We start from the raw sequence: 21,842 nt of genomic DNA on the forward strand, positions 1-21,842 counted from the left end.
GCAATTCAAGGTTATCACAGGCTCGAACCACTGGATTTCAAGGGAAAAGGTGCGTTCCGCCATTCCCGTGTACAATAGGGGGTGAGTATGTTTTTCGTTGAACAACCGAGCATATTGAAACCATAGTATTGATGTCAAGGAAATAATCAAACAATCTATAATGCGGCTTGTTTGCTGACTTTTGCAGCAGTTTAAATTATACGCACAACTAATGTAAATACCCAGCTATATCTTACGGAAACATATCCAACGCAAAATTTCGTTCAGGTTGTAACCTTGAATTAAATATTATGAAAACATATATATTTCAAAAGCCATAAAAACTCCGCAACGCCACACATTTAATGTTTTATGCATACCGCAATATAAGGCAACTACTATGACGATAACAAAAAATCTAAACACTATTAGGGAAAATACAGTTTTAAATATCATAATACGGAAGAAAACAAGCTTGTATCATAAGGTACAATGTATTTATTGCAAAAAATTAAAATATACAATAATTTTCAGGAAGGTAAAGAATGTATCAAGTAACAGTTACACCTCAATTTCTAAGCGGCAAAGATACTTTTCGACAGGCAGTGCCTGCATTGTCATGGGCAGTTTTAATTTTTGCCACATTTATTTTGATGTGCGTATTTGATTTATATATTCTTGTGATACCGTTCCTGCTTGAATTTATAAGTGTAATACCTATGGGAATATGGTCGGTAAAAAGGTCGAAAAAAATCAGAAAAGAATCCGCCAAACCAACAATAATAACACTCACAGCAAAAAACGGAGAAATATACAAAGACAATATAAAACTCAACTTATCGTATAGTGTGCCGAAAGACATAGTTTATATAGATAACGGACACAGATCGGGAAAATTTAAATTTTATACTCTCTCTTTTTCTGCGATAATTACAGGAAATGAAGTCAACGGATTTATTGACTTTTGTCTTAAAAATAATGTTAGATTCTTAGTCTAACTTTTTGGGGGCGGCTCATTCATAGCTACATTTCCAAATATTTTTTCTGTTTATATTATAAGAAAAACAAGACCTCATGAGAAGTCTTGTTTTTGTTCATCTGTATATACTTAAAGGTTATAACTGCTTTTTAGTTTTAACTGCTTCTTCCGCCGATTTATTAAAACTGCCTGCGTCTGTAGCTCTTATAAAAGTTTCAATTTGCGGATTATACATCAAATCATCACCGATAAACTTTGATATTATAATTTATACGCTATTCTTTTGTCAAACCGACAAAAAGTGTAAATTTTTCGCAGCTTATCTCCAATTGAAAGTTATCAAACCGTAAACATAAATAAATCCTATAAACAGAGGTACAACATATTTAAAAATCGGTTTCATCCACGACTTAATCTTAAGTCCTTTGCCCTCGTTGGCCTCTTTGATAAAGTTATCCCAACCCCAGCCGAATTTATTGCAACAGAAAAGAGCAAGAACAAGCGAACCCAGCGGAAGAATATTTGTAGATACTATGAAATCCCAGAAATCAAGCCATGTTGTTCCTTCGGAAAACGGTTGAAAATGAAGCACACTAAAACCGAGCGCCGTTGTAAGCGCAAGGACAAATACAACAATTCCGCAAATCAAACTTCCTTTGCGGCGTGACCAACCCGTTAAATCTCTAATCATTGCAAGGATATTTTCACACACACCGAGAACGGTTGACAAAGCTGCAAAAACCATAAACAGGAAAAAGAGAGTTCCCCATATGCGGCCGCCTGCCATATTATTAAACACAGTTGCCATAGTGTCAAATAAAAGGCTCGGGCCTGAATTTACTTCAACACCATAAGTAAAGCATGCAGGGAAAATTATTACACCTGCAAGAATGGCAACAAGAGTATCCAAAGAAATTATATTAACAGCCTCGCCCATAAGGGAATGGTCTTTGCCTATGTAACTTCCGAAAATAGCCATTCCGCCCATACCTGTTGACAATGTAAAGAATGCCTGATTCATTGCCGCCACTATAACCGAGCCGTCAATCTTTGAAAAATCGGGTTTGAGGTAAAACGACATTCCCTCTCCTGCGCCTTTCAGCAACAGACTGTTTACCGCCAAAACTACCATCAGCACAAGCAATGCGCACATCATATATTTTGTTACTTTTTCAAGTCCGTTCTGAATATTGAACGAAAGAATTACAAAAGCAATAACTACCGTAACCAGCAGAAAAATAACATTTACAGACGGCTGAGAAATCATAGAATTAAAGCCGAGGTCGGCATTATTCCCTATAAGAAAATTGACAAAATAGTAGATAATCCATCCGCACACAACTGTGTAAAACGCCATCAGCGCAAGGTTGCCCAAAAGGCAAACCCAACCGAAGCCGCCCCACTTTTGTCCCGGCTTTTCTAATTTTTTATACATATGAATAGGACTTGTCTGCGCCGCTCTTCCGACGGCAAATTCCATAATCAAAGACGGAATACCGAGTACAATTAAGCAAATTATATATACCAGCATAAAACTTCCGCCGCCGTTTTGCCCGCACATCCACGGAAATTTCCAAACATTTCCGCATCCGATTGCACACCCTGCCGAAAGCATAATAAAGCCAAGTCTGCTTCCAAGTTGTTCACGCTTCATTATAGTAAATCTCCTTTAAAATTAAACACAATATAATTTATAGTATAGCAAAAATTGTATTATTTGTAAAATTGATAATATTATGTTATAATAACGAAAATATCGTTTATAAAGGATAAATAATATGGATACCAATGTATTAAAAACTTTTGTTGCCGTATGCGAATACTCGGGTTTTTCAGCGGCTGCCGATAAACTCGGTTATACACAATCTACGGTTTCTTCACAAATAAAGCAATTGGAAAATGAGCTTGACACTGTTCTTTTTGACAGGTTTTATCACAGAATAAACCTTACAGAGGACGGGCTGATCGTTTTGCAGCACGCAAGAAATATACTCGAATCTCACGAAAAAATGCTTGAAGAACTTAAAACTCCCGAAATAATAAAAGGAAATATCAGACTTGCAATGTCAAGTTCGGTATGTAATCGTTATTTTAAAGATGATTTTCTGAAATTTCGCAAACAGTTTCCCGATATTCATTTGGTTGTATTGGAGAGCGGTACAGAGCAAATGTTTGATATGCTAAGGAAAAACGAAGTTGACTTAATATTTACTTTGGACAGCCATATTTACGATTCGGAGTTTATTATCTGTGCCGAACATAAAGAGGAAGTCCACTTTATAGCCGCCACAGAGCATCCGCTTTTACAGCGAAACGAACTATTGTTAAAAGAAATATGCTCCGAAGATTTTGTGCTTACAGAAAGCAATATGAGCTACCGAAAACTTCTGAATCATGAGCTTGCCACGCAATCGTTGGAAATTCTCCCGATTCTTGAAATCGGCAATCCTCTGCAAATCTGCTCACTCATAGAAAACAGCAAAATGATTTCCTTTCTACCTGATTTTATTACGGAAGACGCATACCGCAACGGATATATTAAACATCTGCCGATTGCTGATTGTGATGTTTCTGTATGGACTCAATTATTAATACACAAAAACAAATGGTGCTCCCCTGCCCTAAACGCATTTATAGATTTTTACAGAGAGGTTATCGGTAAATAAAAACTTCTGATATATTACACAATACAGCTCCCCTATCATTATTACCGTGATAGGAGAGTTGTTGTTTAATTTATAATTAAATTTTATTTTTCTCAACAAACTCGCATTTTTCAACATCAAATACACCTTTTGTGGTTATTCGCAGTGACGGGATTACAGGCAGGCTTAAAAATGACAGCGTCATAAACGGGTCTATGCCTTTATCCGCACCGAGGCGGTATGCCTCGGCTTTTGCTTTTTCGAGTTTTTCGTTTACCTTTTCTAAAGGTTCTTCCGACATAAGTCCTGCAACCGGGAGTTCAAGCAATGCCTTAATTTTTCCGTTATCGACAACCGCTATACCGCCTTTACTGTTTCTGACCGCATTAACGGCAACGGATATATCACTGTCGGTACAGCCTACCGCAATAATATTATGTGAGTCGTGTGCAACGGAAGTTGCAACCGCTCCCGATTTTAAAGAATATCCCTTTACATAGCCGACACCGATGTGGTTCGTATTTTTATGGCGCTCAATGCAGGCGATTTTTAAAATATCGTTTTCCACATCAATTTTATCGGCTGTTCCGAGATTATGCGTGAGAAGTTCTCCACCGACAAGTCCGATAAGACCGAGTTTTCCGTCAACTTTAAAACTGTCTGGCATAACTTCGTTTAGGCTGAATGTGTTATGACATTTTTCGATAAGCCTGTCATCTGCGGCAGGGATTTCAAACTCCTTTACCTCACCGTCAAAAATCACTTTACCACGCTTGAAAACAGTTTCCACATTAAAATCCGTCAAATTGTCTACAACAACCATATCGGCAAGATAACCGGGTGCAATTGCTCCCTTATTGTTAAGCGCAAAATATCTTGCGGCATGGTGAGTTGCTGCTTTTAATGTGATTATCGGGTCTGCTCCGTTTTTCAGCGCCTGTTTTACTATGTAATCAATATGTCCTCCATACAGCAAATCACTCGGATGTTTGTCATCAGTGGCAAACATACAGCGTGCATAATATTGCTGATTCAGCAACGGCATAAGCGCCTTTAGATTGTGAGCGGCAGTACCCTCTCTTATCATAATAAACTGACCTTTTCTAAGCTTTTCAAGTGCATTTTCAAATGTTGAACATTCGTGGTCGGAGTAAACACCTGCGGCTATGTAAGCGTTAAGGTCGTTTCCCGAAAGTTCGGGAGCGTGTCCGTCTATCTTTTTATGGTGAGCCTGCGAGGCAACTATTTTTGAAACCACATCATCGTCACCGTTTATCACTCCGACATAGTTCATCATCTCGGCAAGACCGAGGACTTTTTTATGCTCAAAATACGAATCAATATCCTTGTAGCCAAGCTCTGCACCGCTCTCGTCAAACTCGGTAGCAGGCACACAGGACGGCAACATAAAATGCACATCAACAGGCAGGTTCTGCGAGCTTTGTATCATATATTCAATGCCGTCAGTTCCCATTACATTTGCTATTTCGTGGGGGTCGGTAATAACGGTTGTTGTTCCGTGAGAAACAACCGCTTTTGCAAACTCACTCGGAGTTACCATTGAGCTTTCAAGGTGAATGTGTGCATCTATAAAACCGGGTAAGACAAGTTTGCCGTTTACATCGATTTCGTTTTCTCCCTCATACTCTCCGATACCGGCTATAAGACCGTTTGCTACGGCTATGTCGCTCTGCAAAAATTCATTTGAAAAGACATTGAGATACATTGCGTTTTTCAGTACAAGGTCAGCCTTTTCTCTGCCCGAAGCAACCGCAATGATTCTCTGCTTTACACCTAATCGTCTGTTTATTTTCTCTTCGTATGTTTCTTTCATAAAAGCACCACCTTGCAAAATATTAATCTTTATTTTTTAATAATTATATCATAATAATTTAATATTAAAAGACATTTATACTAATATTTTCTTTTTCTATCTCAATAATCATATCAGAAAAGCCAAAATATTATTACAAACTTGAAAAACGAAAAATCAGAGGTATAATAGTAGTTATGTAAAATGAAAAATATGAAAATGTGTGGGGAAATATGATGGAAAACAGCAAAACCGAACGATTGGCTTATATAGATGTGGCAAGGGGATTTGTAATTATTTTAATGCTGATAGGTCACGCAAATGCACCTGACCCGCTTGTGAAAGCAATTTTCGGCTTTCATATGCCATTCTTCTTTATACTTTCCGGATTTTTATATAATAAAGCAAAATGGTCCGAACTCGGTTTCAAAAAATTCACAGTATCCAAATTTAAAGCTTACATAGTGCCTTACTTTATTTTGGCTTTTTTCAATTTACTCATAAATATACCGATTGAACAAATTAAAGGTCTGAAAGGTCAGGAATTATTTGACTCAACAATGAATCATTTACAATGGATATTTTACTCTTGGGGCGCAATAGATAAAATGCCTAACTGCACTCCGTTATGGTTTTTGCCGTGTATTTTCATTTGTTGTATTTTCTTTTATTTTCTCAATAAAATAAACAACACAGCCATACAGACAGTTATCTGTATATTGTCTGTAACACTTGACTATATCTTGTACTTATTTATAAATATTCAATTACCTTGGCACATCAATGTTGCTCTAATCGGTATGGCATTTATGTTCATAGGACTTAAAATCAAAGAATCAAATCTGCTGAAGAATATCACCCACGGTATATCTTTTATATTTTCTATGATAGCTCTCGGTGCATTATGCATAGTAACAAACCCAAGAGTTGACCTCTGCAACAATACACTTAACAACACTTTCCTTACATTTTTGGGTTCAATCACAGTTTCTGTTGCCATACTTTTTATTTGCTATAAATATGTGAATAATTTTAAATTTTTAGCATTCTTAGGCAAAAACACCATAATTATTATGGCTTTAAATTACGCAGTAAACAGTTATTCAAACCAAATTTGGAGCAATACTCCTGTACTGCAAAGTATAAGCTATTGTTGGTGGATTATGACAATAGTTGATATTCTCGCCTGCTCGGCACTGATATTAATCTGGAACGCACTAAAGAAGGGATTTCCCGTATTAAGATTATTGCATATATAATCACAATTAAAATAAACAAAGCTGACATTGCTAATTTGCATTGCAATGTCAGCTTTGTATTTTATGACAAAATAATTTATAAAATCACAGCACATCTTTTATCTCAAAAGCCAAAATGAGTTTAAAGCGTTCCTCAAAGGTCTTAAGGTTATTGCCGAGAATTTTTTTGATTTTAGCAAGCTGATAATTTATTGTATTGCGGTGCACAAATGTTTCTTCCGCCACCTTCTGCACACTGCCGTCATACTTAAGATACAACCGTAAAAAATTCAGATAATCGGTTCCGTTATCTCTGTCGTAAATCTCAAGTTTCCTGAGGTTTTCATTGTATATGCTCTCAAGCAGCGAATTATCGTCTACGGCAAGAATGAGTTTTTTGATTTCAAGTTTTTCATAAAACATCGGACTGATATTTCTGCGTTGAGAAAGTTTGAGCATCTTAAGCACAATCTGATATGCTTTTGACAGCGTCTTTATATTACAATCGGTTTTACTGACCGCAATATAAAGTTTATTAACACTCATAAACTTCTCCTGCTCTGCCTGCAACTTTTCAACCAAACTTTCGATTTCCGCATTTGTAAAATTGCTTAGCACATAAAACAGCATATTATCTACCCTCTTCGTCAAGCAATGCCGTTAGTTTTTTCATCATATCCGAAACCGCAATGTGTCTGCCTGTTACGATAAAAGCCTTTCTGCCCATTTCTTTTAAAAGCGGTGCAGCCTCGTTAAGCACGCCTTTGCCGACTACTATGTGATTTGGAACTACAAAATGTGACATTTTAATATCTCCTGTTATTTTAGAATTTTACTATTATAGTATCAAATCAATTCATTGTCAACATATGTAAGAACTTCGTCCATCTTTACCATTTCTTCCCTGATCTGTTCTTCTGTAATGATAAGCGGCGGATTTACAAAGAGCATATTTTCGTGTGAATAAGTCATAAACTTTTTCTTCTTTAACATTCCTACAAGACTGCCCATAATGCCTTTTTCATCCTTGCCGTACGGAACTAACGGTTCTTTTGTTTTCTTGTCCTTTACAAGTTCAATAGCAGAGAACAAACCGATATATCTTACATCGCCTACACAAGGATGTTTCTCTTTCATTTCTTCAAGAATTTCACCGAGCACCTTGCCAACCTTGTTTACATTGTCAAGAATGTTAGCCTCGCTGTAGTAGTTTACACAGGCAACACCTGCCGCACAAGCAAGCGGATGACCGCTGTATGTAAGGCCGCAGGAAAGAAGATGATCGTCAAAGTAATCTGCGATTTTCTGCGATACCGCAACGCCGCCGAGCGGAACATAGCCGCAGGTAACGCCCTTTGCAAATGATACAATATCGGGAACTACATCAAAATTCTGAAATGCAAACATTTTACCTGTTCTGCACCAACCTGCCATAACCTCATCGCAAATCATCAGAATACCGAACTCATCACAAATCCTTCTTACTCCCGGTAAGTAACCCTTAGGAGGAATAATTACACCGTTTGAACCTGTAATTGTTTCCATAACGATTGCGGCTACACTGTCAGGGCCTTCGTAAATAATCTGCTCTCTCAATTTAGTGAGATAATATTTTGTAGCTGCCTCTTCGGATTCAAATTCAACAGCCTCTCTGTAAACATACGGATCAAAAAATTTTACAAATCCCGGAATACCCGGCTCAAGCGGATATCTTCTCGGCTCGCCCGTAAGGTTGCCTGCGCCGAATGAAGAACCGTGATAACTTCTGTAACGGCTGAATACCTTGTTTCTGCCCGTAAACATTCTTGCAATCTTTACTGCGTTTTCGTTTGCGTCTGCACCTGCATTTGTAAAGAATACTTTGCCAAAACTGTCCGGAAGAAGATTAATAATCATTTCCGCAAGTGTTGACTTTGCCTCTGTTGCGTATGACGGACCTACAAAACAAAACTTATCAACCTGTTCTTTAATTGCATCTCCGATAGCTTTGTTACCGTAACCTAAGTTAAGGTTTACAAGCTGTGAAGACATATCTGTATATTTATTACCGTCAAAATCGTAGAAGTAAATTCCCTCTGCCTTTGCAACAGGAATAGGATTTAAGTTACCCTGCTTGCTCCATGACTGAAGTACATATTTCTTATGGTTTTCAACAATTTTTTCAGGTGTCATAATTATCATCCTTTCAAATCATACCCTATCAAATCACAAATGGGACTTCGTGTTCAACGAAGCCCCATTGCTTTGAAATCTCTTTTGTTTATGCCATTATTATACCACGATATTTTATGAGCGCAACACTTTTATGCACAAATTTCTTTGTGCTGCGGCACAAATCGCAAATATAAAGCATCACTTTTTATAGGGAAATCTGTCACAATTCATAATATTTTATAAGCCGCAAACAACTTGTGCATAATATTGTTATCGGATTGTAAATTTTAAATCTAAATTCTTATACTTACTTGACATAAATATATTTAGGTGATAAATTAATATATGATGAAGTTTAATCGGAGGTGAGATTTAATGGACAGTTGCAGTAGTTTTGGTCGAAGTATTCAAACAGGTGTTACGGAAATACTCAATGTAAGGCTGTCTGTTAAATTCTGACTGAAGTTTAGCCTTTTGTAAACATAATATTACTTTCTGTTCCACCGAATATTATCCTATACTGCTCAACAATCAATTGTTAAACTGCTGTGGGAATAGCGGTGGTATTTTTATGCCCTTTTGAGGCAAATGGGAGGTAATGATATGACAGAGAAAGTATTAAACAAACCAATGTATGCAGACGAAATCGTAAAGATTTTCAGGAGCGGACTTCCAAAAGACGAGCTTATAGAAAAAATTTCCGACTACCATACAAGCGATATTGCCGACGCTCTTGAAAAAATGACTGCCGACGAAAGAAAAGAGCTCTACCCTGTTCTCGGTGTGGAACTTGTTGCGGAAATATTTTCTTACATTGAAGATTCGGAAGAGTATCTGAAAGAAATTAATTCCGATAAAATTGCTAATCTGCTTTCGGAAATGGACTCCGACGATGCGGTAGATATTCTTGAAAAGCTCGGCGATGATGACAGAAAAAGAATAGTCGCCTTGCTTGACAACGATGCAAAACAAGATGTACGAATGATTTTATCTTATGACGATGATGAAATCGGCAGTGAAATGACTACCAACTACATCGTTATAAGCAAAAATCTTTCTATAAAAGAAGCCAGACACGAACTTATCTCGCAGGCAGGTGAAAATGATAACATCAATACAATTTACGCTGTTGACGACAACAACTGTTTTTTCGGTGCTATTGATTTGAAAGATTTAATTGTTGCAAGGAATTATCAAAATCTTGATGACATCATAGTAAAGTCATATCCTTTTGTAAAGGCACACGAAAAAATTACGGATTGTATTGAACAATTAAAAGACTATGCAGAGGATTCTATCCCTGTGCTTGATGACGAAAAACATATTCTCGGCGTTATTACCGCCCATGATATTGTTCAGGTTGTGGACGAGGAACTCGGTGAGGATTACGCAAAACTCGGTGGTTTGACCGCAGAAGAAGATTTAAACGAAACCACTTTTCAAAGCACAAAGAAAAGATTGCCTTGGCTAATTATTCTGCTTTTTCTCGGTATGGGAGTATCTTCGGTGGTAGGCATTTTTGAATCGGTGGTAGCCGTTATTCCGATAGTTATATGCTTTCAGTCGCTCATACTTGATATGGCGGGAAATGTAGGCACTCAATCGCTTGCGGTTACAATCCGTGTACTTATGGATGAAAATCTGACAGCGTCAGACAAATTAAAACTCACCGTCAAAGAAATGAAAGTCGGATTTTCAAACGGAATTCTCCTCGGTGTAATGGCAGTGATTTTTGTCGGTCTGTATATTTTCCTTATTAAAGGAAACGATATTGCCTACTCGTTTATTGTATCGGGCTGCGTAGGATTTTCGCTTTTGGCGTCTATGGTAATTTCAAGCCTTATCGGCACACTTGTTCCTATGTTCTTCAACAAAATGAAAATCGACCCTGCCGTAGCGTCAGGCCCATTGATTACAACCATAAACGACCTTGTTGCAGTTGTGACATATTACGGTATGGTATGGCTGCTTTTGATTAACATTTTACATTTAACCTAAATATTTTTACGATAAACAGGCGTAATTTTTTCGCCTGTTTTTGTTTGCGTAAATATTTCACACTACAACTAAACATCTTGTAATTTTACTTTTCTCTTATAAACACAACTGTGCATTTTGTAAAAATTTTTTAAGTAAACATCAGTGTATTTTTCAAAATTTTAGGATTTACTTTTTTATTCTGCTATGCTATAATTCATACGAATTCAAGGATATTGTAGTCCATAATTATTCTTTACAATAAATTTTAACAAAGAAGTGTGAATTATTATGACCGGTTCAAAATCCGTACGAAATCTGACGCAGGGTAAAATATTCAGTCAGATTTTATTTTTTGCCATTCCCGTAATTATAGGAAACCTTTTACAGGAATTATATAATGTAGTTGATACCTTGATAGTGGGGCAAACGCTTGGCGAAATCAAACTTGCGGCGGTAGGCTCTACAAGCTCTCTTAACTTTTTTGCGCTCGGCTTTTTCATAGGTTTATCGGCAGGCTGTTCGGTAATCACCTCTCAACACTTCGGTGCAGGAAATATTAAGCAAATCAAAAAAAGTGTTGCCGCACATATATTAATCGGAATTATATCATCTGCCGTACTTACAGTTGCTTTTGTATTTTTAGTAAATCCGTTTTTAACAATGCTCGGCACTACAAAAGAAACTTTTGATTACGCAAGCCGGTATCTTACAATAATCTACCTCGGCATACCGGCAACTATGCTTTATAATCTTACAGCATCATTGCTCAGATCGGTCGGCGACAGCAAAACTCCGTTGTATTTACTGTTGTTCTCTTCTGTTCTGAATGTCGGACTTGACCTGCTGTTTATAGTAGTATTCAAATGGGATGTTGCAGGTGCGGCAATAGCAACTGTAGTTTCACAATTAATTTCCGCAGTGCTTTGCTGTATTTACATATGTTTTAAAGTTAAACTTCTTTTGCCGACCAAAGAAAGTTTTACAAGTATAGGCAGAATGGTTGCGGACGAACTTAAAGTCGGCTGTCCTATGGGACTTCAAAACTCTGTAATTTCTATAGGTATGATGGTTTTGCAGTATTTTGTAAATCAGTTCGGCTCATATGCGGTTGCAGGATATACTATCGGCAACAGAGTGCAGATGCTTGTTCAAAATCCGATGAACTCAATGAGCATGGTAATTGCTACCTTTGCGGGACAAAATGAGGGCGCAGGAAAATATAACAGAATACGAAAAGGCGTAAACTACTGCCTTATTCTCTGCATAACATACGCAATAGCAGTTGGCGCATTAACAATGTTGTTTGCCACACCGATTACGGGAATATTCACAAGCAACAGCTCTCAGCAAACAATAGATTATTCCGTACAATTCATATTCTGGAACTGCCCGTTTGAAATTACTCTCGGAATGTTGTTCATTTATAGAGGCACAATACAGGGTCTTAAAAACGGCATTATTCCGATGATCGGCTCGCTTATCGAGGTACTTATGAGAATATGTGCACCGGTTATTTTAAGCTCAATAATCGGTTATATATCAATCTGCGTTGCAGGTCCTGCCGCATGGACGGCAAGTATGCTGTTAATGCTTGCGGTTTACTATATAAAAATGAAAGGCTTTAAAAATAAAAAAGCACTTGCATGAAATTAAGGGAACTTTTCAACCGAGAAGTTCCCTTTGATTTTTGTTGACTTTTACATATATAAAAACTAAAATTATTGATGGTGATTTTATGATTACGGAAACAGAACGATTATTTCTTCGTGAGCTAACAAAAGATGATTTCAGTGCACTATATTTTGGCAGATTCGGATATAATGCAACACTATCCATATACATTTGATAAAACAAGAGTAATGAATTGGATTGACAAAAGCATTGAGCGATACAATATTTTCGGCTTTGGCTTGTGGGCAGTTTGCTTAAAAGATAACATTCCCTCCGCCGCTGTCGCTGTGTCATACGGTTGTAAAAAACTTGATGAATTTATTGACAGTGAAAATGAAACAACTGTTGTGTACGGAATCACAAGGACAGAGTGGGAGAAAATTAAAATATAATTTTATACAAAAATTCACTTGATGTATATTGAAAAATATTTTATATGTTGATATAATAAAAATACCGATTGTTGACTAAGCCTTGGCTTTTTCATAAATATTTTAATAAGGAGATTAGTGTTTGACAAAGACTAATACAACTGTAATAGTAGCATAATCGGGAGGTTTGCTACTTTTACCTACAAACCTCCCAAAAGGTTTTTGATTTTACTTTTTGGAGGATTATGCTCTATGAATAGAGAAAACAAGAAAAAATCATATAAAAAAGGTTATTATAAATCACACGCCTGCAACGAAAGTTTTACCTGCAAGGTATGTGGCAGACTTGTTGTGCCAAACGGTGCAGGAAGTGACCACCGCAACCACTGCCCTTACTGTCTTACGAGTATGCACCTCGATATTGAACCGGGTGATCGTGAGGCTGACTGCGGAGGAGCAATGGAACCTGTCGCAGTATGGGTTCGCAAAAACGGCGAATGGACGATTATTCACCGCTGCAAAATCTGCGGAACATTAAGCTCAAACAGAATTGCCGCTGACGATAACCCGATGAAACTTATGTCTATTGCAATGAAACCCGTATCATCTCCCCCGTTTCCGCTTGAAAAAATTGAGAAAATGACAAAACTTATGGGCGGTGACGGCGAACTTAAGTGGTAATAATCCGATTAAAAAACAAAAGACTCCTTGTCAGCAGGCATGGAGTCTGATGTTATTTTTGAACATTTACATATTAAATTATTTTTTGAAAATAATAATACAAGGAGGTATATATATGTGTACTGCCGCAACATACAAAACAAAAGATTTTTATTTTGGAAGAACTCTTGATTACGAATTTTCTTACGGTGATGAAATTACAATTACACCGAGAAACTATGCCTTTGATTTTCGTCATACAAGCACTTGCAGCTCCCATTATGCAATAATCGGAATGGCTCATATTGCAGGTAATTATCCGCTTTACTATGATGCAATCAACGAAAAAGGGCTTGGAATGGCAGGACTTAACTTTGTCGGAAATGCCGTTTATGCCGAACCTGACGACAGTAAGGAAAATGTGGCGCAATTTGAATTTATACCGTATATTTTAAGCAAATGTGCGAGTGTAAGCGATGCAAAAAACTTGCTTGCAAAAATTAATCTCACAGGCACTCCGTTCAGCGATAAACTTCCGACCGCTGGGCTTCACTGGATAATTGCAGATAAAAACGAATCTATAACCGTTGAATCCGTTGCGGACGGACTTCATATTTACGATAATCCTGTCGGTGTACTCACTAACAATCCACCGTTTGAAACCCAGATGTTTCTGCTGAACAATTATATGTCGCTCTCCGCTAAACAACCGCAGAATACATTTGCAAACGGACTTACACTTAATTCGTACAGCCGTGGTATGGGGGCAATCGGACTTCCGGGTGACCTCTCCTCTGCCTCACGCTTTGCACGAGTTGCGTTTACAAAAATGAATTCAATTTCTGCCGACAGTGAAAACGAAAGTGTAAGCCAATTTTTCCATATTCTCGGCTCTGTAGATCAGCAACGAGGTTGTTGTGAAGTCAGCGAAGGAAAGTATGAAATTACAATTTATACTTCCTGCTGTAATGCCGCAAAGGGAATTTATTACTACACAACCTATAATAATCATCAGATTTCCGCCGTAGATATGCACAGAGAAAATCTTGACGGTACAGAACTTATACGCTATCCGTTAATTACGGAACAACAAATCAATTTTCAAAACTAAAGCAACAGACCGACACATCAAAATGTATCGGTCTGTACTTTTATTCTGCGTTTTTAAGAGCCTCTTCCATAGGAATTTTTTTGATTTTTCTGAACTGCAACGCACCTACAACAGCATATGCAAGTATGCCTAAAACAAGCATTTGAACATAAACCATAGGGTCAATGTAGAAAGTAAGCCAGCCTGAAAAACTCCTGATAATTTCGGAATATATAGCTTTCATAAACAAATACGAAATCGGCAAGCTGATTATTACCGAAAGAATGGCTACAATCGCTGTTGACATAATATAAAGTCTTGTGATTTCTCCGTTCTGATAGCCGAGTATTTTTACTATCGAAACGGAATTTGCATTCTTTTCGATTATAACTTTAGAAATCAGGTAAACAAGCAACATATAAAGAACAACGGAAAATACTACAATTATAGGAATCATTCCGCCCATTGAATCTGTCATTTGGTCGGAAACAACAGTCAAATCCTTTTGAGTAATTTTGCTTGCAATGTACTTATCATCAATATCGGTTATTTCATTATCCGAAAAATATCCGCTGAAATAATCATCGCTTTTTTCAAATTCGTTTCTGAAATTTTCTATATCTGTAAAGACTGCAAGTGATGCGGGATATTTATATGTACCGCTTATTGTCAGTCGATAAGTTTTATCATCATACTTTGTCTTTAAGTCAAGATTATCTCCGACTTTTAATCCGAATTTTTCCAATACACCCTCGGATACAAAAACAGAATTTCTGTCAACAAAACCTGCTTTTACATAGTCCGAATCCTTATCCACACCATACACGGTAATTTCATCCGAATTGTCCGAATTTTCAAAATCGGTTTCGAGTGTGGTTACAGCGTACTTTTCCGCTCCCTTAGTATCTGTTTCAACAGGAACTTTTAAAACATACTGATAATTACAAATCATATTATCGATTACTTCTGTCTTAAAATTATTTACCAATGGTGTCAATAAAAGACTGAACATTAAAATAAAGTTCGAGAATAAAATACCTATAAACATAACAATGTAGCCGGATTTATTTTGAAAAATCAAACGAAGTCTGAATTTTGTCATAAATTTAAAATCAGGTAACTTCACAACCTTTTTCTTCTCTTTTTTGCTAAGGTCATGACGCAAAAATTTAAGAGGCGAAAGCGAAAGCTTTTTGCTGAGAATAAATATATTGACAAGTACCATAATTATACAAGGCACAACGGTTGTTATAAAGAAAGCATATGCATTCCACAATGTAACATACGGGCCAAGGCTGTAACTTCCGTAATAAATATCTGCTATAACATTTTTAAATACCGAATATCCGAGAATATTACCGAGTACCGCACCGATAAGAGTAACAATTACAGGCAAAACAAGATAATGTCTTAATAATTCGCCTCTTGTATAGCCTGATGCTCTGAGTGTACCGATAACAGCAGACTCTTTTTCAATAGTATTTGAAGTAGTAACTGCAAATACAAATGCCATAATAGCAATAACGATATATAAAAGAGTTATCATCATAGATGTATCCGAACCGATATCATCACCCGAAAAATGGATTGCCTGATTATCGGGTTCGGCAATAAAGTTTTTGAGCTCTGCATTTTTTGCAATCAATTCTTTTATATCGGTATTTTTATCGTGCTTTTCCTGCTCTGAATATGAAGCATCGTTAAAAGTGTAGGAATAGCAATAGTTTAAATTTTTATCGGAAATTTTGTCAAAAGCATTATCTGTTACAGTTGCAACAGTAAAGTTTTGAGCGTCAAACATCATATCTGTATTACTTTTAAACAATGATGTGTAATCGGAAAAAGCAACATAACCGCTGACTTTGTATTCCTTGCCGTCAAGCGTTACTTTATCGCCGATTTTTATATCATTATTTTCGCTGAACAATCTGTCAAGTGCAATTTCATTGTCTGCCTTTGGAAATTCTCCGTCAAAAAGTTCTATCTTATCTACATCATTTCTCATTTTATAAATTCTGTATGTAGAGCTTTTATAGGTTTCTTCTTTATAAAAATTATCATAAAGCGTTAAATCTTCATCTTCAAGTTTTGTTTTAAGGTCATCGGTCATCTTGCTTTCAAGAACAAAATTACCATCCTCTATATTATTTTTATCAAAACTTTCGTCAAAAGCGGTTTTCATACTTGTACCGGCAACCAAAAATCCTGATACAACTCCGATTGTAGCCACTAAGAATATAAAAATAACAATATACTTTCCGATATCTCCCTTAAGTTCTCGTGGCAGTCGCTTATTAAGCGGATTCTTCATAAATTCATCTCCTTACCAATCAAGCTCTTCGGCATTAACTTTTTCGGTATTTTCATATTCTTTACGAATATTTCCGTCTCTGAGTTTGATAACCTTATCTGCCATCAATTTGATAGCGTCGTTATGAGTTACGATAATTACGGTGTTTCCGTACTTTTGATTAATGTTTTCGATAAGTTTTAAAATATCCTTTGAAGTTTTATAATCAAGCGCACCTGTCGGCTCATCACAGAGTAAAATATCGGGATTCTTTACAATTGCTCTGCCTATTGATGTTCTCTGCTGCTGACCGCCCGAAAGCTGACTCGGAACTTTATCCTTGTGTTCCCACAAGCCGAGAGTATGCAAAAGTTCATCTGTATCAAGAGGATTTTTGCTTAAAAATGCTCCTACCTCTATATTTTCTTTTACAGTAAGATTCGGAATTAAATTATAGAACTGAAATACATAACCGAGATGATTTCTTCTGTAAAGCGAAAGCTGCTTTTCGTTCATATCTTCGATTTTACTGCCGTCAATGGCAATGCTGCCGCCATCGGCTTTTTCTATTCCGCCGATAATGTTGAGCAAGGTTGACTTACCCGAACCTGACGGACCGAGCAAAACGCAGATCTTGCCTTTCTCAACTCCGGTGGTAATACCTTTTAATACCTTTGTACGATTTTCCCCTGTACCGTAATACTTTTCTATACTCTTAATTTCAAGAAACATAAACTACCTCCTGCTATTTATATGAATATATGTTTATTTGTTCATATGTTCAATAATAAGAATTTAACATACAAAGCAAATATTGTCAAGTAAAAAATAAATAAAAGTTATTTTAAAAATTCATTTAGTTAGCTTTAACTAACCTAAGTCGTTAAAATTATCTGCTGTGTATGCATTTTGCCGACGCAGCAGACTGTTTTAGATTTTCTCTGTCTTCATAGGAATATATCCTGCGTTTATTACAATATCTCTCAATTCTTTTTCGGGAATTTCCTGCTTTGTTCTTACATAAGCGGAATTTTCCGAAAGTTTTACCTTTGCAAGATAATTTTCTTTTGAGTTAAAAGCATTTTCCACTCGTATTGCACAGTTTTTGCAAGTCATACCGTCGATTTTTATTTTGTATTCAAATCTGTAATTATTCACATTACTGTCCTGCGGCTTAACTTTTTTTATGCTGTCGCCGCCTGTACCGCAGCAACCGCTTTTAAGGTTTTTGATGTATTTTAAAACACCGATTACACATATAACAGCGATAACCGCACAAACAATAATTGTAGAAATAATAGATTCCATAATAACAACCCCCTTGTAAGTTAGTTTCTTCTAACCTTAGTATATCACTCTGCTTTTTCCTTGTCAAATAAAAATATTATCTTAAAACAGTTCTGTTTTTGTTAAATATAAAAAACTCTTATTTAAGATTTCGAGTAAAATTTTGCAGATTAGAGGTAACAAAATTCTTCCCGAAGAAATTATAAAATTCAACTGAAATTATGTGCTAAACTATAAATTACCCCAACTTTTTATAAAAAACCTTATCAAAAAAACTGCACCCTGTCATATGACAAGATGCAGTTTCTGTTAAAATCAGATAGTAATAATTCCGCATTGAGTAAGAATTGATGTTACAAGAATAATGATAAGGCAAATCGGAGCAACATATTTAATTATTACATTAAACAAACCTTTTCTTTTGAAAGCTTCGCCGTTGCGTGTAACTTCATCTGTAATAGTCTTTGGTTTGATAACCCAACCTATAAGAATACAGGTGAAGAACGCTACAATCGGCATAAGAATACTGTTGCTGAAGAAATCGAAGAATGTCAGAATATCCATTCCGAAAATTTTAAAATCAGACCAGATTCCGTTTCCGAGTGATGACGGAATACCCATCAACAAGCAAAGTCCGATTACGATAAGACAGCCAACACATCTGTTTACATGGAATTTGTCCATAAGTGAGGAAACTATAGCTTCCATAATTGAAATGGCACTTGTGATTGCCGCAAAGAATACGAGAATAAAGAACAACAGAGCAACAACATCGCCGCCGGGCATTTGGTCAAATACTTTTGGAAGAGTCATAAACATAAGACCCGGGCCGCTTTTTGAAAGACCTGCCTCACCGCTGAATACATAAACGGCAGGAATAATCATAAGACCTGCAAGAAGTGCAACGGCAGAGTCAAAAATTTCAATTTGGTTTACAGATTTGGTAAGGTTGATTTCATTCTTTGTGTATGAACCGTAGGTAACCATAATACCCATTGCAAGGCTCATTGAGTAGAAAAGCTGTCCCAAAGCACCTGCAACCGTCATTAAGGAGAATTTGCTGAAATCCGGTACAAGGTAGTAGGCAACACCGTCAAGCGCACCCGGAAGTGTCAGTGCATAAACCGAAATTCCGATTGTAAGAATAATGAGCATAGGCATCAGAAATTTACTGATTTTTTCAATGCCGTTTTTAACACCTATCAAAATTACGCATACGCTTAATCCCATAAATATAAGAAAGAATACAAGCGGTGACCACGGATTACCGATAAAGTCGGAAAAATAATTATCTCCTGCCGCTTGTGTAGCAAGACCTTGTGCATATACTGTAACATACTTTGTTACCCAACCGCCGATTACACAGTAGTAAGGGCAGATTATGATAGGAACTATAACTGCAAGTACGCCCAAAAAGCCGAATTTGCTGTTGAGCTTTTTATAGGCAAGTACAGGGCTTAACTTTGTTTTTCTTCCGATAGCAATTTCAGCGGTAAGCATTGCAAAACCGAAGGTTACGGCTAATATAAGGTAAACCAAAATAAAAATACCGCCGCCGTACTGTGCGGCAAGATAGGGGAATCGCCAGATGTTTCCGAGGCCTACTGCACTGCCTGCCGCAGCAAATACAAATCCCAGGCCACCGGAAAAGTTACTTCTTTTCTTTTCCATAATAGTATATCCCTCATTTAAGAAATTTTTAATTGATTATACCATAATTCTATAAATAAAACAATACATAATGAATATTATTTTTTTTAAAAACAAAATATAAAAAAATTGACAGGCAAAGACTATGGTAAATCTGTTGTCTGTCAGTTAAAGTCAGCTGTTTAATTTTTGTTTGTAATTTTTATATCGTACAATAAAGTATATAATACACTCTATGCATACAAAGACAGTAAATATAATTGAAAGATCTGCAATTATACCGAATGCGGCAATTGCAAATACTGCTCCATAGTTTTTAACTGATTCTTTTACCATTGTAATTTGGTTTTGTACCCATATCCATATAAAAATACTGCTTAGTATATTTGATAAAGTCAGACCGGCTATACAAATACAAAAGTTTTTATATTCCTTTATCAGCACTCCGAAAATAATTGGTATGATAATTTGAACAAACCACATTATTATTGTAAAATATCCGCCTGTATTAATAGGAATATATATGCTGAAAATTGATAATGAAAGTATAATACATATGATGAGTTTTATTTTGTTATCTTTAATTATTTCCTTATCCATTGTTTTAATTATTCCTTTATTTCCGTAAAAGGTATGTTATGCTCGGTTGCATACTGTTCTGCATATGAACCTTTTATTCCATAGATTGTGAGCTTATCACAGCCTTCAAAGGCATTATCAGCAATATACTCAATTTTATCATAGATAGTAATTTTCTCCAACAAAGTGCAATTTTCAAAAGCTCTCGAATAAATATGTGAAATATTTCTGGACAAAAACAATTGTTTTAAGGATGTACAATCACTAAATGTATAATCTTCTATAATTCTAATATTATCAGGAATATTTATGCTATTTAAAGATGTGCATCCATCAAAAGCACCGGACGCGATACCTCTAATAGTAATATTATCCGGAATTACAAGAGTCTCTAATGAAGAACAGCCTTCAAATGATAAACTTTCAATTTTTTTCACATCACCATTAAAATTAACATTTTTCAGGCTTTCACAATTAATAATAGAGAATTGTTTTATGGTACTTGGAAGTTGAATGCTTTCTAATGAAATACAATTAGTAAAGCAACGGTCACCTATATACTCTATCCCTTCAGAAACGACAATCTCTTTTACTATATCGTTGTCCTCAAACATTCCTTTTCTTTCCGCACCCCACAAATTATGTCCTGTAATATATCCGCCTAAAGCATTTACTTTATGGAAAAATATTGTTGAAGGAATTACAACTTTCTCTGATGGGTAGTTTATCTTTACAATTGTTGCCGAATTATTTGTATATCCATCGGTTTCATATGTGTACCCAAACCACCAATGTTCACTTGAACAACTTTGCAACAATATAAATATCACTAACACTACACAAAATATACCGATAGGTAGTCTATATTTTTTTATTTTCTCCATCATATCACCTTGGTAAAATAAATATTATAAAAATAATATCAGTTATATTTGTATCATAATACCCTTTACAGCGTAATCCGTATTGCAAGATTCTCACCATATTATTATTGTTTGTCTTATTAATTTCAAATGTCGGACTTGCTGCCTTCGTCTGCGAACCAAAAGTTCCGGTAATTTTAGACTCTGGAAATCCTAGTTCAATCTGAAACGCTTTTACTAATGTAATAAAAGTTGTTGAATATGACACTCCATCAACATCAATGGGTGTATATCCTGCTCTGCCCGAATATGTATTATTTAGCCATGTCTGTGCATCAATAACATTCTGATTTCCAGCTCCGACCTCTGAGTCTTCAACAACAGCCGCATTAGTTGTTATCGGAAAACTAAAAAATATACTAGTAAATATTAATATGGATAATGTGAAACTTAAAACTTTTTTCGATTTTTTTATCATAATTATTCCACCCCTCCTGCAAATTCATTATATTAAGTAGTATTATAAATAAATTAGGATCTCACTACAAAATATTATTAAAACTTTAAGACAACTAAATGCTTCATTAGCCTTG

20 protein-coding genes are annotated in these 21,842 nt (G+C 36.1%); 8 read left to right on the top strand and 12 right to left on the bottom strand.

The genetic code is table 11. From position 1 onward, the window contains the following. The first annotated feature begins 524 nt into the window (after positions 1-524). A complete protein-coding gene (locus I2E21_RS07310; protein WP_195410868.1) occupies positions 525-977 on the top strand; it encodes a hypothetical protein in 453 nt (150 codons plus the stop codon). 300 nt (positions 978-1,277) lie between these two features. Here the strand turns inward: I2E21_RS07310 and I2E21_RS07315 are convergent, their stop codons facing one another. Continuing rightward, a complete protein-coding gene (locus tag I2E21_RS07315) occupies positions 1,278-2,612 on the bottom strand; it encodes a sodium-dependent transporter (RefSeq protein WP_195410869.1) in 1,335 nt (444 codons plus the stop codon). Between the two features lie 124 nt (positions 2,613-2,736). Here I2E21_RS07315 and I2E21_RS07320 point away from each other — a divergent pair, with 124 nt between their 5' ends. Further along, positions 2,737-3,624: a LysR family transcriptional regulator gene (locus tag I2E21_RS07320; RefSeq protein ID WP_195410870.1), complete on the top strand. Its 888-nt coding sequence runs from the start codon at positions 2,737-2,739 to the stop codon at positions 3,622-3,624. A gap of 76 nt (positions 3,625-3,700) precedes the next feature. Here I2E21_RS07320 and ade read toward each other — a convergent pair whose 3' ends face one another. After that, positions 3,701-5,437, bottom strand: coding sequence for an adenine deaminase (gene ade, locus I2E21_RS07325; RefSeq protein WP_195410871.1), 1,737 nt, complete (start codon positions 5,435-5,437; stop codon positions 3,701-3,703). Between the two features lie 215 nt (positions 5,438-5,652). Here ade and I2E21_RS07330 point away from each other — a divergent pair, with 215 nt between their 5' ends. Beyond that, positions 5,653-6,675, top strand: a complete 1,023-nt coding sequence (locus tag I2E21_RS07330) for an acyltransferase family protein (RefSeq protein WP_195410872.1) — start codon at positions 5,653-5,655, stop codon at positions 6,673-6,675. A gap of 84 nt (positions 6,676-6,759) precedes the next feature. Here the strand turns inward: I2E21_RS07330 and I2E21_RS07335 are convergent, their stop codons facing one another. The 3 genes from I2E21_RS07335 to I2E21_RS07345 are packed head-to-tail and all read right to left on the bottom strand — an operon-like array spanning position 6,760 to position 8,826. Next, positions 6,760-7,284 carry a helix-turn-helix domain-containing protein gene (locus I2E21_RS07335; RefSeq protein WP_195410873.1) on the bottom strand — a complete coding sequence of 175 codons (525 nt, stop codon included), beginning with the start codon at positions 7,282-7,284 and terminating at the stop codon, positions 6,760-6,762. Between the two features lies 1 nt (position 7,285). Then, positions 7,286-7,459: an iron-containing alcohol dehydrogenase gene (locus I2E21_RS07340; RefSeq protein WP_186935214.1), complete on the bottom strand. Its 174-nt coding sequence runs from the start codon at positions 7,457-7,459 to the stop codon at positions 7,286-7,288. A gap of 41 nt (positions 7,460-7,500) precedes the next feature. After that, a complete protein-coding gene (locus I2E21_RS07345; protein WP_195410874.1) occupies positions 7,501-8,826 on the bottom strand; it encodes an aminotransferase class III-fold pyridoxal phosphate-dependent enzyme in 1,326 nt (441 codons plus the stop codon). A 585-nt stretch (positions 8,827-9,411) separates the two neighbouring features. Here I2E21_RS07345 and mgtE point away from each other — a divergent pair. The 5 genes from mgtE to bsh all read left to right on the top strand — a co-directional run bounded on the left by mgtE (position 9,412) and on the right by bsh (position 14,601). Further along, positions 9,412-10,806 (top strand): magnesium transporter, encoded by a 1,395-nt coding sequence (mgtE, locus tag I2E21_RS07350; RefSeq protein WP_195410875.1) that lies wholly within the window; start codon positions 9,412-9,414, stop codon positions 10,804-10,806. 270 nt (positions 10,807-11,076) lie between these two features. After that, positions 11,077-12,435 (top strand): MATE family efflux transporter, encoded by a 1,359-nt coding sequence (locus I2E21_RS07355; RefSeq protein ID WP_195410876.1) that lies wholly within the window; start codon positions 11,077-11,079, stop codon positions 12,433-12,435. A 173-nt stretch (positions 12,436-12,608) separates the two neighbouring features. Continuing rightward, positions 12,609-12,851, top strand: coding sequence for a hypothetical protein (locus tag I2E21_RS07360; RefSeq protein ID WP_243240606.1), 243 nt, complete (start codon positions 12,609-12,611; stop codon positions 12,849-12,851). Positions 12,852-13,082: 231 nt separating this feature from the next. Beyond that, complete coding sequence (locus tag I2E21_RS07365) at positions 13,083-13,511, top strand: RNHCP domain-containing protein (RefSeq protein WP_195410877.1); 429 nt, start codon at positions 13,083-13,085, stop codon at positions 13,509-13,511. A 115-nt stretch (positions 13,512-13,626) separates the two neighbouring features. Next, on the top strand, positions 13,627-14,601 hold the full coding sequence (bsh, locus tag I2E21_RS07370; RefSeq protein WP_195410878.1) for a choloylglycine hydrolase: 975 nt from the start codon (positions 13,627-13,629) through the stop codon (positions 14,599-14,601). 40 nt (positions 14,602-14,641) lie between these two features. On the opposite strand, the gene I2E21_RS07375 is transcribed toward bsh, so the two are convergent. From I2E21_RS07375 to I2E21_RS07405, 7 genes are all read right to left on the bottom strand, one after another. Further along, a complete protein-coding gene (locus tag I2E21_RS07375) occupies positions 14,642-16,891 on the bottom strand; it encodes an ABC transporter permease (protein WP_195410879.1) in 2,250 nt (749 codons plus the stop codon). Between the two features lie 12 nt (positions 16,892-16,903). Then, positions 16,904-17,602 (bottom strand): ABC transporter ATP-binding protein, encoded by a 699-nt coding sequence (locus tag I2E21_RS07380; RefSeq protein WP_195410880.1) that lies wholly within the window; start codon positions 17,600-17,602, stop codon positions 16,904-16,906. 198 nt (positions 17,603-17,800) lie between these two features. Further along, the gene (locus I2E21_RS07385; protein ID WP_195410881.1) at positions 17,801-18,178 is read right to left on the bottom strand and encodes a heavy metal-associated domain-containing protein; all 378 of its coding nucleotides are present in this window, start codon (positions 18,176-18,178) and stop codon (positions 17,801-17,803) included. Positions 18,179-18,472: 294 nt separating this feature from the next. Further along, positions 18,473-19,828 (bottom strand): sodium-dependent transporter, encoded by a 1,356-nt coding sequence (locus tag I2E21_RS07390; protein ID WP_195410882.1) that lies wholly within the window; start codon positions 19,826-19,828, stop codon positions 18,473-18,475. 153 nt (positions 19,829-19,981) lie between these two features. Continuing rightward, positions 19,982-20,407 (bottom strand): hypothetical protein, encoded by a 426-nt coding sequence (locus I2E21_RS07395; RefSeq protein ID WP_022234029.1) that lies wholly within the window; start codon positions 20,405-20,407, stop codon positions 19,982-19,984. A gap of 8 nt (positions 20,408-20,415) precedes the next feature. Then, positions 20,416-21,273, bottom strand: coding sequence for a leucine-rich repeat domain-containing protein (locus tag I2E21_RS07400; RefSeq protein ID WP_195410883.1), 858 nt, complete (start codon positions 21,271-21,273; stop codon positions 20,416-20,418). 1 nt (position 21,274) lies between these two features. After that, the gene (locus I2E21_RS07405) at positions 21,275-21,727 is read right to left on the bottom strand and encodes a peptidoglycan-binding domain-containing protein (RefSeq protein WP_195410884.1); all 453 of its coding nucleotides are present in this window, start codon (positions 21,725-21,727) and stop codon (positions 21,275-21,277) included. Positions 21,728-21,842: the final 115 nt, after the last annotated feature.

Origin of the sequence: Ruminococcus sp. BSD2780120874_150323_B10, from assembly GCF_015553695.1 — a bacterium.
Classification (GTDB): domain Bacteria; phylum Bacillota; class Clostridia; order Oscillospirales; family Acutalibacteraceae; genus Ruminococcoides; species Ruminococcoides intestinale_A.